This is a genomic window from Candidatus Caldatribacterium sp. (assembly GCA_014359405.1).
Classification (GTDB): domain Bacteria; phylum Atribacterota; class Atribacteria; order Atribacterales; family Caldatribacteriaceae; genus Caldatribacterium; species Caldatribacterium oleiphilum.
The window spans coordinates 1-11841 of the sequence record JACIZN010000055.1 but is presented as its reverse complement, the minus strand read 5'-3'; the positions used below and the strand labels follow the sequence as shown (position 1 = coordinate 11841).

Annotated in this window: 14 protein-coding genes; 10 read left to right on the top strand and 4 right to left on the bottom strand. The window is 54.8% G+C overall.

All coding sequences use genetic code 11. The features are described from left to right. The 4 genes from H5U36_05655 to H5U36_05640 all read right to left on the bottom strand — a co-directional run. Positions 1 to 588: family 10 glycosylhydrolase (locus tag H5U36_05655; protein MBC7217631.1), on the bottom strand; the 588-nt coding region annotated here is incomplete at its 3' end. Next, positions 585 to 1694: an MFS transporter gene (locus H5U36_05650; protein ID MBC7217630.1), complete on the bottom strand. Its 1110-nt coding sequence runs from the start codon at positions 1692 to 1694 to the stop codon at positions 585 to 587. The genes H5U36_05650 and H5U36_05655, both read right to left, overlap by 4 nt. A 48-nt stretch (positions 1695 to 1742) precedes the next feature. After that, positions 1743 to 2024 (bottom strand): hypothetical protein, encoded by a 282-nt coding sequence (locus H5U36_05645; protein ID MBC7217629.1) that lies wholly within the window; start codon positions 2022 to 2024, stop codon positions 1743 to 1745. Between the two features lie 12 nt (positions 2025 to 2036). Then, entirely contained in the window at positions 2037 to 2954 is a 918-nt protein-coding gene (locus H5U36_05640) for a branched-chain amino acid transaminase (protein MBC7217628.1), read from the bottom strand. Between the two features lie 125 nt (positions 2955 to 3079). Between H5U36_05640 and H5U36_05635 the strand changes: the two genes are divergently transcribed. From H5U36_05635 to H5U36_05590, 10 genes are all read left to right on the top strand, one after another. After that, positions 3080 to 4348, top strand: a complete 1269-nt coding sequence (locus H5U36_05635) for a phenylacetate--CoA ligase (protein MBC7217627.1) — start codon at positions 3080 to 3082, stop codon at positions 4346 to 4348. Continuing rightward, positions 4345 to 4761 (top strand): ACT domain-containing protein, encoded by a 417-nt coding sequence (locus H5U36_05630; GenBank protein MBC7217626.1) that lies wholly within the window; start codon positions 4345 to 4347, stop codon positions 4759 to 4761. Before H5U36_05635 ends, H5U36_05630 begins: the two co-directional genes overlap by 4 nt. 3 nt (positions 4762 to 4764) lie before the next feature. Then, positions 4765 to 5904, top strand: a complete 1140-nt coding sequence (locus H5U36_05625; GenBank protein MBC7217625.1) for a hypothetical protein — start codon at positions 4765 to 4767, stop codon at positions 5902 to 5904. An 8-nt stretch (positions 5905 to 5912) separates the two neighbouring features. Further along, on the top strand, positions 5913 to 6446 hold the full coding sequence (locus tag H5U36_05620; GenBank protein MBC7217624.1) for a GNAT family N-acetyltransferase: 534 nt from the start codon (positions 5913 to 5915) through the stop codon (positions 6444 to 6446). Continuing rightward, complete coding sequence (locus tag H5U36_05615) at positions 6385 to 7440, top strand: M20/M25/M40 family metallo-hydrolase (GenBank protein ID MBC7217623.1); 1056 nt, start codon at positions 6385 to 6387, stop codon at positions 7438 to 7440. The genes H5U36_05620 and H5U36_05615 overlap by 62 nt, the downstream gene beginning before the upstream one ends. A gap of 27 nt (positions 7441 to 7467) precedes the next feature. Further along, positions 7468 to 8466 carry a hypothetical protein gene (locus tag H5U36_05610; protein ID MBC7217622.1) on the top strand — a complete coding sequence of 333 codons (999 nt, stop codon included), beginning with the start codon at positions 7468 to 7470 and terminating at the stop codon, positions 8464 to 8466. Then, positions 8432 to 9553: a hypothetical protein gene (locus tag H5U36_05605; protein ID MBC7217621.1), complete on the top strand. Its 1122-nt coding sequence runs from the start codon at positions 8432 to 8434 to the stop codon at positions 9551 to 9553. Before H5U36_05610 ends, H5U36_05605 begins: the two co-directional genes overlap by 35 nt. After that, positions 9531 to 10577 carry a 2-hydroxyglutaryl-CoA dehydratase gene (locus H5U36_05600; GenBank protein MBC7217620.1) on the top strand — a complete coding sequence of 349 codons (1047 nt, stop codon included), beginning with the start codon at positions 9531 to 9533 and terminating at the stop codon, positions 10575 to 10577. Before H5U36_05605 ends, H5U36_05600 begins: the two co-directional genes overlap by 23 nt. Then, entirely contained in the window at positions 10570 to 11556 is a 987-nt protein-coding gene (locus H5U36_05595; GenBank protein ID MBC7217619.1) for a diguanylate cyclase, read from the top strand. The genes H5U36_05600 and H5U36_05595 overlap by 8 nt, the downstream gene beginning before the upstream one ends. Further along, positions 11556 to 11841 (top strand): hypothetical protein (locus H5U36_05590; protein ID MBC7217618.1); only part of this gene is annotated, 286 nt, incomplete at its 3' end. The genes H5U36_05595 and H5U36_05590, both read left to right, overlap by 1 nt.

Below are 11841 nucleotides of genomic sequence, written 5' to 3'. Positions count from 1 at the left end.
ATCGGCGATTGTTGGGTCGGGAAAGCGAAAGTAGTCGAAGTGAAGGCCGTCAAGGTCGTACCTTTTCACCACCTCCTCAAGAAGTCCAGCATAGAACTCAAGGACCCCCTCGTGCATTGGGCACACGAAGAAGAACCGTTTCCCTCCCTGGACGTACCCGGCAGTCCCATCACGGTTTCGACCAGCCCACTGAGGAAAGGCTGAAAGAATCGGTCCCGGCTCATCAAGCCCCACGTAGAAGAGATCGTACCAGGCATGGACTTGCATGTTCCTCTTTTTGGCCTCATCGATGATAACCTGCAGGGGATCGATGCCTGAGCTTCTGAAACGTTCCATCTGGGAGGGGAGACCCTGGGATGCGAGGAAAAAAGAGGGGTAGATGGTCTCCCCACGGTAGAAAGATTCCACGAAGAGGGCATTGAAGTGGGCTTCGTGGAGGCGGTCAACGAGGCCACGAATTCCCTCTTCTGTTTCGGGGATGCTGCGCACATCAATCCATACACCCCGAATTTCCTTCGGAACTTCCGCAAAAAGGCAAGGACCCATAAGAAAGGTGAAGAGCAAAAACCACAGGCACAAGCGCATCATCGTACCCTTCCCACCGGGCGAGGACGGACAAGGAGAAGGACCCCGGCCACAAGGATTCCAAGGATACCAGAGGTCTCAAGCACAAAGGTAACCCGGTTTCCGAAAAAACTCGAGAAGACAAGGCTCAGGAGGTTCCCAAAAGACCAGGCAAGACCCATGGCCACCGAAGAAGCGAAGACCCGGTGCTCGGGAAGAATTTCCTGGGCTTCGTGGACATTGGCGCTCATGGTCAAAAAGGCAGAGAAATCGGCCGAAAGAGAGAGAAAAAGAAGAAGAGGAATGCTCCGAGCGACAGGAAGGAAGAGAAGCCCCACCCCAAGACCGATGAAGGAAAGGAAGTTCACCACCCAAATAGGAGTCTTCTTGAGAAGGGCAACACCCAGGAAGTTTGCGAAAAATCCCACAAGAACCCCAAGGGAAAGGAGCAGTCCACCCCAGAAAAGGGGGGCAAAGGAAGCAACGTAAAGGGGCAGAAAGGCGTGGAAAAGAGAGGTGAAGAAGGTTCGTATCCCCACAAGGAGCCACACGGGGAAAAGGGCCAAGAAGAGCTCAAAGGAGAATGCCACATGGGGAACCCGAAGGGACACTTTTCGGAAACGGAGGAACCCAAGGCTCAAGAGCACCCAAAGCCCTAAGGCAATCCACGAGACCCAGGCTAAGGAAGAACGCAGAGCGAAGAAGGTCACGCAAAGGGGACCAACCACACCTCCGGCAATACCCCCAGCAGTGAAAAACGCCACACCCTGAGCTCCTCCCCGCATCCCCGAGAGGGCTGCCCCCAAGGGATGGAAAGAGGCGTTGGCAAGGAAGAGCATGAGAAAGGTTCCGAAAAGGAGCGCAAAGGAAAGAGGTAGAGAGAGGAAAACCACCGAGAGGGCAACCAGGGAAAGAGAAACGTAAAGGCTCAAAAGGTGGTTCGTGACTCTACTCAAAAGAAGGGCGAAAACCGGTTGCGCCAAGGACCCAAGGAAACCCAAAGCAGTGATGGCCATAGAGACGGTTCTCGTGTCAAGGCCGTACTGTTTCACAAAGTACGGACCAAGGGGTGCGGGAAAAGAACTTGCCCAATCGACAAAGAAGTGGAAGAGAAAAAGGAGAAAGGCCATAGGACCTTAAGCCCTGCCCGGACCCTTCGGGATCCGGGCAGGAAATCCTCAGGAAGAAAGCATTCGGGAAAGGACCGGATGCTTCCGGGAAAGGATCACAACCCCTCCCCAGGCAAGGAGAATCGCTCCGGTAATGATGACCCCAAGGAGGAGATCCCAGCCGACATTCTCCGAGACAAGGAAGAGCTCCCCGTTGAGCAGGTGGTCAATGACCCCAAAAAGCGCCCCGCCCCAAAAGAGGAGGTTCAACCAGAAGATGCGGACGCTCCTTGTGGCTCGCCAGAGAAAGGAAGTCACAATTGCCCCTGAAAGAGGCCCAACGTAGCACATACTTCCACCCCCTTACGATGCGACGTAGGTCAACCAGTGCTCGTACTTTGGCTCCTCTCCCCGGACAACCCGGAAGAAAACCTCCTGGAGCCTTCGCGTGAGAGGACCAGGTTTCCCATCACCAATCCTGCGCCCGTCAATCTCCACAATGGGAGTAATTTCTGCTGCAGTACCCGTGAAGAAGGCTTCATCGGCGAGGTAGAGATCGTCTCGGGTGCAGAGAGTTTCCCGAACCGGAATGCCAAGGTCTTCCGCAAGACGCATGACCGTATCCCGGGTGATGCCAAGGAGGATAGAGTAGGGATGGGGAGTGTAGAGGACACCATCTTTGACGTAGAATATGTTCTCTCCGCTTCCTTCGGCTACAAAACCGTGGGCGTCAAGGAGAATCGCCTCATCGTACCCCAGCTCTTTGGCCTCCATTTTCGCAAGAGCTGAATTGAGATAGTTGGCACTCGTTTTCGCCCGAGGGGAGCCAGAGTTGGCGTAAATGCGAACATAGGAAGAGATTTTTGCCCGTATTCCCTCCTTGAGGGCCTTGTCCCCCATGTAGGCTCCCCAGCACCAAACAGCAATGGCGCAATCGACTTCGCAGCGGCTTGGGTCAACACCCATTTCCCCATACCCTCGGAAGACCACCGGGCGAATGTAGCACTCTTCAACTTCGTTTGCCCGTATGGTTGCAAGGATGGCCTCTTCGATCTCGCGAGGGGTGTAGGGAATGCTCATTTTGACGATATGGGCAGAATCAAAAAGGCGCCGCACATGCTCCCGGAGACGAAAGACTGCTGGACCCTTCTTGGTCTTGTAGCAGCGAATGCCCTCAAAAACTGCGGTTCCGTAGTGGAGCGCGTGAGTAAGAACGTGGGTCGTCGCCTCCTTCCAGTCAACGAGCTTTCCGTTTCGCCAGATGAGTCGGAGTTCTTGCATGTATCCCACTCCTACCTTCCCTCTTCCCTTTTTGCTGTCTTTATTGTATTGTACACGATGAAAAAGGGAAGGGGGTGGTACCCACGTTTTGGGACGAATATTTTGAGCTCTTACCCCGCGAGGAGATGGAGAAAATCCAGCTCAATCGGCTGAAAAAGGTCCTCATTCGAGCATACCACAGTCTCCCCTACTATCGGAAGAAACTCGAGGACGCCGGAGTAGATGTCTACGACATTCGCTCTCTTGAAGACCTCAAGTACCTTCCCTTCACCACCAAAGACGATCTCCGAAGAGCCTATCCCTTTGGAGCCATCGCAGAACCGATGCGGAATATTGTCCGCATTCACTCCTCTTCTGGAACCACAGGCACAGCGACCGTTGTTGGGTACACGAAAAAGGACGTCGAGCTCTGGGCAGAACTCATGGCCCGGACGCTGTGCGGCTGTGGCGTAACCGCTGAGGACGTTATCCAGGTTGCCTTTGGGTACGGCCTTTTCACCGGAGGTCTTGGAGTCCACTACGGGGCGGAGAAACTCGGCGCCACCGTTGTTCCAACGTCGACCGGAAACACCTTGCGGCAAATTCAAATCATGCGGGACTTTGGAGTTTCCGTCATCTGCTGCACTCCCTCGTACGCTTTGTACCTTGCAGAAGTGGCAAGAGAGAATGGCATCGACTGGAGAACAATGCGTCTCCGTCTTGGGGTATTTGGAGCCGAGCCCTGGTCGGAGGAAATGAGAGTTGAAATCGAGCGGAAACTCCCCATCCGGGCCTGCGATATCTACGGGCTGAGCGAGGTCATTGGACCAGGGGTTGCCTTTGAGTGTGAGGAACGCTGTGGCCTCCACATTTCTGAAGACCACTTCCTTCCTGAAATCATCGATCCCGCAACGGGGAGAGTCCTTCCCCCAGGAGAGGTTGGGGAACTCGTCTTCACCACGCTCACTAAGGAAGGGACTCCAGTCATCCGTTACCGAACTGGGGACCTCTCTGCTCTCATGTACGAACCCTGCAAGTGTGGCCGAACCCTCGTGCGCATGAAACGGGTGGCTTCACGCACCGATGACATGCTCATCATTCGGGGGGTCAACGTGTACCCATCGCAAATTGAGAGCGTCCTCTTGAGCTTTGACGGAGTAGAGCCGCACTACCAGATTGTGGTCAAGCGGGAAAACTACCTTGACCTCCTCGAGGTGCAGGTCGAGGTAGCACCACAGTTTTTCTCCGACGAGGTGAAAGTCCTTGAGCGCCTGAAAAGGCAAATCGAAGAGCGTCTCAAGGCAGAGCTCAATATTCACTGCGAAGTGAAACTCTTAGAGCCAAAGTCCCTCGCCCGAACCGAGGGAAAGGCAAAAAGGGTCCTGGACCTGCGGAAAAAAGAGGGGATGGTATGAAACAGATTTCTGTGTTTCTGGAGAACAAACCGGGAAGCCTCTACGGGGTGCTCCAAAAACTCAAGGAGTGGGGTGTCAATCTCAGGGCTTTGTCCTTAGCGGATACGGCAGAGTTTGGGGTTCTGCGCTTCATCGTGGAAAATCCCGAAGCCATTGTGGCAAAGCTCAAAGAGGAGCAGTTTGCCGCAACCCTTACCGAGGTCCTTGCCGTGGGCGTTGAAGACCGTCCAGGAGGACTCTGCGACGTTGTCGAGATCCTGACAAGAGCCGGAATTTCCATCGAGTACCTCTACGCCTTTGTCTCTCCTCAGGGGGAAAAGGCGTACGTTGTGCTCCGCGTCGAGGACCTGGAGAGCGCAAAGCGTGTCCTCAAGGAAAAGAACATCCCCATTCTTGAGGAGCTTCCTCTCTGAGGGATGACGGAAAGACCTGAGGAGCTCTTAGAAGCTCTTCGCAGGCAGGGATTTCGTACCTTCTCCTACTTCCTGGGGAAGGGGAATACTATTTTTCCCCTCTGGAAACCCGGGGAGTGGTCTTTCGGAGTACTCACCGAAAGGGAGCCGCCCCTTGAAGGGGGTGAGGTACTCTTTGCTTTTGCCAAGAAGCGCTTCTTCCGGTTCCCCTTTACCCTCAAAAACCTTGGATGGCTCAGAGAAGTTCTTCCTGAACTTGCTCCCCAAACTCTTGGGGAAAAGGGTGCCGTGGGCCTCGAGGAGGAAACCTTGAGCTTTTTCCCGGAAACCTTCAGGATTCTCTGGGAAAAAGACGTGACTCCTTTTGTTCACATTTCTTCTCAAGAAAACCTTGAACAAGGAATTCTCTCGGCAGTGTGGGGAGCCTTCACCGGAGGAAGAAAGGGACCTTTTGGAGCCTCCGCGTGCGCAAGAGAAAAGAACCACCTTGAAAGAGCTCTGCGCCTTGGGTACACCGTGGGCATTTTCGATGGACGGAACTCCATTCGTTCTGAGGCCTTCTCGTGGGACGAGAAAAAGCTTGCCGATGCCTTCTTCGCCCTCTCTCCCCGGGAGAAGGAGACCTGGAAACGGTACGCGGAACGGAGCATTCGTTTCTCGGAAGATTTCGTTCTCGAGTTCCCCGAAAAGCTGTGCCTGCAAATCCTCCTCGCCTATTTTCCCCTTCTTGATGTTCTTGAGGAGTGTTTCGTTTCCCTTTCAGGACAGCGCTTTTCCTTTGACTTTGGAATATTCTTCGAGAACCTCCTGCCTGAAGCACACTTTTTCCTCGCTGAAGAACTCCATCGCCGGGGAGTGGACTTCGGGCTCCTTCTTCTTGGAGCCGAAAGCAGGGAGCACTTCCTTCTCTCCCAAGCCATCCAGGGTTATCGCCTGGGATTTTTCGCCGAAGAACCCATTCTCCCTCGAGAGGGAAGCTACGTGGTTCTCAAGGACTTCGGGTTTCGTAGTTTCCGTGAGGTTCTCGCCCGAGAGGATCCTAAGCTCTTCCAGGACCCTCTCCAGAGAGAAACCCTTGAAACTCTCCTTTTCCGTTTCTACGAAGCTGTTGCCACAGAGATGAGGATGCGTTTACAATCATAGAGGAAGCTATGGAAACCCTGCGCATTACGAACCTGACAAAAGACGAACTCCATCGTCTCATGCCGGAGCTTGTTGCCCTCTACGAGCGGGCATATGCAAGCCTCCCAGAGTATGGGTACCATCTCCCACAGCGAATTGAGGGGTACATCCGCTGGCTCTGGCAAGGGGACCCAAGGGGATTCTTCGTTGCGTTTTGGGGAGAACGGCCCGTTGGGTTCATTGGGGTCCACTCCCGATGGCGCGAAGACGGGGAGCTCTTTGGGGAAATCCACGAGTTCGTGGTGGATCCTGACTTCCAGGGGAAAGGAATTGGTACTGCGCTCTTCACCCACGCCTTAGAGTACCTTGAAAGGACAGGGCGGACAAAAATCGGCCTTTGGGTTGGGGAAAAGAATGAGCACGCCATTGCGTTCTACCTCCGCCGGGGCTTCCAAAGGAAAGGTCAGTACGGAAAGTGGGTCCGCATGGTAAAGGAGGTGGGTGTTCCTGTACCTTCTCGAGATTCTCGAGAAGCTCCTCCTTCTTCGGGGAGCAAGCGGTGAGGAGTTCCCAGTCCTCCGGTGGATTGCGGATTTCTTAGAGGACTGTGGATTTGAGGATATCTACTGGCAGGAGTACGACCCCGGAAAATGGAACCTCTATGCCCGACGAGGGTCATCCCCTTTTCTTTTTGCCACCCATGTGGACGTCCACTATGCAGGAAGACCCACGGGATTCTCCCTGCGGGATGGATTCGTTTTTGGGGCTGGAGTCCTCGACACAAGGGGACAGATTGCGGCACTCCTTGACGCGGTGCAGCGGACAACAAGCCCGGTGGAGCTCGTCTTTTTTTCAGAAGAGGAAACCACTGGAGCGGGTTCCTGGCACTTCGAGCCCCACAAGCCTTTTGAAGGTGCCATCGTTCTTGAGCCCACAAGCTTCAGTCTCTGCACCGCCCTGGCTGGGGACGTAGAGGTTCGTTTTACCGTCGAGGGCTTGAGCGGCCATGGAGCGTACCCTCATGCAGCCCAGAATGCCATCGCCCTGGCCATGGAAATCATTCGAAGGTGCAGGGAAATTGTCGCTGCCTGTGCAGCACATCCTCTCTTCTTGCCACCCCTTGAGCTCATGCTCGGACGGATTGAGGGAGGCGAATCGAGCTACGTTGTGCCAGAGCGTTGTGTTCTCGAGTGCGCCCTCCCCTTCCCTCCACCCCATGGGGTGGAGGAGATGAAGGAGAAGGTCCTTGCCTTAGAGCGGGAGTACCCGGTACGGGTGACCTTTCTCGACGCCAATCCTGCCTTCTCCATACCCTGTGAGAACCCGGTCGTGAAAAGGCTTGAGGACGCCATCAAGTGGGTTGAGGGAAAAGGGGTTGTCTACGCGGGAATGCCCTCCTGGACGGATGCCACTTATCTTGCCATGCGAGGAGTACCGAGTGTAGTCTTCGGTGCGGGGGACCTTGCCCTTGCCCACTCAGAGAGAGAATGCGTGAGTCTTGAGGAACTCGAGCGACTCCGGGAAGTCTTTTTATCTTTCCTCGGTTCTACGGTATAATAGGGGTACCTGAAAGGGGGAAAGATGATGCGCGTTGGCATTCCCCGGGGCTTGCTCTTTTACCGATTCTTTGCTCTCTGGAAGACATTCCTTGAAGAGCTTGGGGTGGAGGTAGTGGTTTCTCCACCCTCGAATAAAGCTATTATTCAACACGGCCTCGTCTACGGGGTTGAGGAAATCTGCTTTCCGGTTAAGGTCTTCTTAGGGCATGCGTATGCACTCCTTGGGAAGGTCGATGTCCTCTTCATCCCTCGAATGGTGAGCTTCTACAAAGGAGAGTACAACTGCCCGAAAATCCTTGGACTTCCAGACCTTGTGCGGAACCTCTTCTGGCTCGAGAAAGACGCGGTAATTGATGACGAGGTGAACATGCGGGATCGGGGTATCCGGGGATGGTGGGAGGGCTTCCTGAACCTCGGACGGCGTTTTACTGAGAATGAGCGAAAAATTGCAAGGGCCTTGCGGAGAGCTGAAGAGGCCCACCGCCTGTATCGGAGAAAGCTCGGGGAGGGATACTTTCCGGAAAACCTCATCGATGGACGACCCCCTCTCCCACCGAAAGAGAAAAAGGTCGTGCTCCTTGGGCATCCCTACCTTTTGAGCGACAGTTACATCAACATGAACATCGTTCGGAAAATCTACGACCTTGGGTACTCGGTTATCACCTCCGACATGGTTCCGGAGGAAAGAATTCGGAAGGCTCTGAGGACGCTTCCCAAGGCAAGTTTTTGGACCATCTCTAACGAAATCGTGGGTACTGCTTTTGCCTTTCTTGAGAAAGAGGACCCGAGTGTACGGGGATTCGTGCATCTTGTTTCCTTTGAGTGCGGACCGGATTCCCTCGTGGGGGAAGTTGTGGAACGGTACGTAAAGCGTAAAAAGCGTTCCCTTCCCTACCTCCGCTTAGAGATTGATGAGCACACCGGAGAGGCAGGGCTTGTCACCCGCCTTGAGGCCTTTGTGGACATGATGGAATGGAGGAATGCTCACCATGCGAGCTACGTTCCCACACCTCCTGCACCTTGATATCGCTTTGGGGATTCTCTACCCAACCCTTGGCATCGAAATCGTCCCTCCTCCACCCATAACCCAGAAGACGATTGAAATCGGGGTGAAGCTTGCTCCGCAGAACGCCTGCTTCCCCCTTAAGGTCACCTTGGGAAACTTCATCGAGGCGATTGAACAGGGGGCTGACACCATCTTCATGGTCGGCGGCGTGGGACCATGCCGCTTCGGGTACTACGGGCAGATCCAACGCTTGATCATCGAGGACCTGGGGTACAAGGTGCGTTTCGTTCTCCTTGATCACCCTCGGTACGGAGTTCGTCCTTTCTTTGAGGCCCTCAAAACCATGGCTGGAGGACGCTTGTCCCTTCCGAAAATCGTCCAGGCTGTGCGCCTGAGCTGGAGCGTGCTCCGCTTTACCGAGGAGCTTGAGGGAAAGCGGCGGGCCCTCCGTTGCCAGGTGGAGGATCCCAAAAGCCTCGATCGGGTCATTGACGGGGCGCTTGAAGCACTCCGGCGTGTGAAAAGTCTCGAAGAGCTCGAAATCCTGAAAGAGCAAACTGCTGAGAAGCTCTCCTCCCTCCCCCGGAACGGGAGAACGGACTTCTTGCGGGTAGGTATTGTGGGAGAGGTGTACATTGCCCAGGAAACCCGGGTGAACTTCAATGTGGAAAGACTCCTTGGGGATCTTGGGGTTTACGTGCACAATTCCGTCTCGACCGTAGAGTACATCCTCCATACCCTTCGGCCATTCACAAGGTCCAAAGAGAAATTGGAGGCCTGGAAGCTTGCCCAACCGTACCTCAAAAGGTTTGTGGGTGGCGAGGGAATCGATAGTGTCGGAAGCGCCATACGGTACGCCCAAGAAGGATTCGATGGGGTGGTGCACCTTTACCCCTTCACTTGCATGCCGGAAATTGTCGCCAAGGGAATTCTCCAGGCGGTGAGCAGAGACTTCGACCTCCCTATCCTCCACCTTGCCATTGATGAGCACTCCGGAGAGGCAGGGCTTGTGACCAGGGTGGAGGCCTTTGTCGATGTTTTAGAACGGAGAAAGTGGGAGAAAAAACGGAGGCTGGAGCACGATGGAGCTCTTTCTCGGCGTTGACGTAGGTTCGGTAACCACAAAATTTGTCCTCATGGACAGGGAAAAGCGGATTCTTGCAAGCTGCTACTTGCGGACAAGTGGCGACCCCATTGCAGCCCTGAAAGAGGGGCTACGGTACATCGAGCGGCGCATGCCTGAGGGGGGCGTCATTCGGGCTGTGGGCACCACCGGGAGTGCCCGCCACCTCGCAGGAGTCATCGTAGGCGCTGATATCGTGAAGAACGAAATCACCGCTCATGCAGTAGCAGCCATCACCAAAGTCCCTGATGTGCGAACCGTCTTTGAAATCGGAGGACAGGACTCCAAACTCATCATCATTCGAAACGGAGTTGTTGAGGATTTTGCTATGAATACGGTTTGCGCTGCAGGAACCGGGTCATTCCTCGAACACCAGGCGGTACGGCTCAATGTTCCCATCGAAGAATTCGGAAAGCTTGCCCTGCAGGCCAAGCAATCGGTGCGAATTGCGGGGAGATGTACGGTTTTTGCCGAATCGGATATGATCCACAAGCAACAACTTGGTTTTGGTAAAGCAGAAATCGTAAAGGGCCTTTGCGAAGCCTTGGTCCGAAACTTCATCAACAATCTCGCTGCCAGCCGAAAAATCGAAGACCCGATTGTTTTCCAGGGTGGTGTTGCTGCCAACCAGGGAATGGTGCAGGCTTTCCGGGACTTCTTCGGAGGGAAAAAGCGCATCATTGTGCCTGAAGAACATGGAGTCATGGGGGCCTGGGGAGCGGCAATTCTCGCCATGGAGTACGCCCCAGAGAAAACCGCCTTCCAGGGGTTTTCAGTAGTGGAACGGAGCTTTGTGAGCCGAAGCTTCACCTGCACCGACTGCCCCAACGCCTGCGAAATCGTCGTCCTCAAAGAGGACGACCGGGTCAAAGCTCTCTGGGGAAGCCGTTGTGGGAAGTGGACTCCAGAAACCGCAACAATCCGCTGCGAAGAGGAGGAGGAAACGGCGCCTTCCCTTGTTCTTCCCCCAGAGTGTGCCACCGGAAGGTGTGCAATGCATGGATAGCAAAGAGGCGGGGAAGGTCATCGTCGTCGATGACTCGACATTCATCCGCTACCTCGTGCGGGATATTCTGGAAAAAGAGGGGTTCTCGGTGGTAACCTTAGAGGATGGGGGATCACTTCTTGCTTGCCAGGACCTTGAGGATGCCGACGCAGTGCTCCTTGACATTGTCCTCCCAGACACCGATGGGTTCACCCTTTGCCGGAAACTCCGGATGCATCCCGAATTCGTTCATCTCCCGGTGATTTTCCTGACCGCCCTCGAGACCCAGGATGCTCGAGTCAAGAGCTTCGAGGTCGGGGGAAATGATTACCTTGTCAAACCCATCCACCCTCAGGAACTCCTGGCGCGGGTGCGAACACACGTGCGACTGCGCCGGTACGTGAAAGAACTCGAAGAGAAGACGAAAAAGCTTGAGGAGCTTGCTACTGAGCTTGAGCGCCTGGCATTCTTCGATCCCCTCACAGGCATTCCGAACCGTCGGGCATTCGACCAGCGCCTGAACGAGATGGAGGCAAACTACCTCCGTTACAAAACCCCATACGCCCTCATAGTCATCGATATCGACCACTTCAAGCTCTACAACGACGCTTTTGGTCACCACAAAGGAGACGAGCTCCTGCGGCTCCTTGCAGGGCTTTTTTCTGCTTCCATCCGGGGTGGTGATTTTGTTGCCCGGTTCGGGGGAGAGGAATTCGTCGTTCTCTGCTTTGGGGCAAACGAGGAGGGGGCCAAAAAAATTGCGGAGCGCTTGCGAGAAGAAGTGGAGGAACGGTCCTTTCCGCACCCCCAAAGTCCTACCGCCCGGGTGGTGACCATCTCCTGTGGCGCCTGTGGCCGGGAAAACGCTACAAGCGCAACAACCCTTTTTACCTATGCCGACCGGGCACTGTACTTCGCCAAGCAAACCGGGAGGAACCGAGTGTGCGCGTTCTCCGATATACAGGAAAAAGAGCGTGTCCTTAAGGAGCGTGACGCCTGATGCGAAAGTTTGCAACTCTGGTGCTTCTTTTCGGGTTTCTCTTGTGGACGGTGGGGGCGTACGCCGAAGATGGAACGGTGGTCTCACCCATCGTGCGGGATGTTGAGGAAATGGAAAAAGTTCTCTACGGGACCCCTCAAAGCGGTAGCGTCCTTGCCCGGGTGGAGAAAATCGAGCGGGACCTCATGGGGGATACGCTCTCTGGAACCCTCATGGAACGGGTGGGAAAGCTCAAGACGTTCATTCTCGATGGAACGAAAGACGAACCCACTCAGGTCTTCAAAA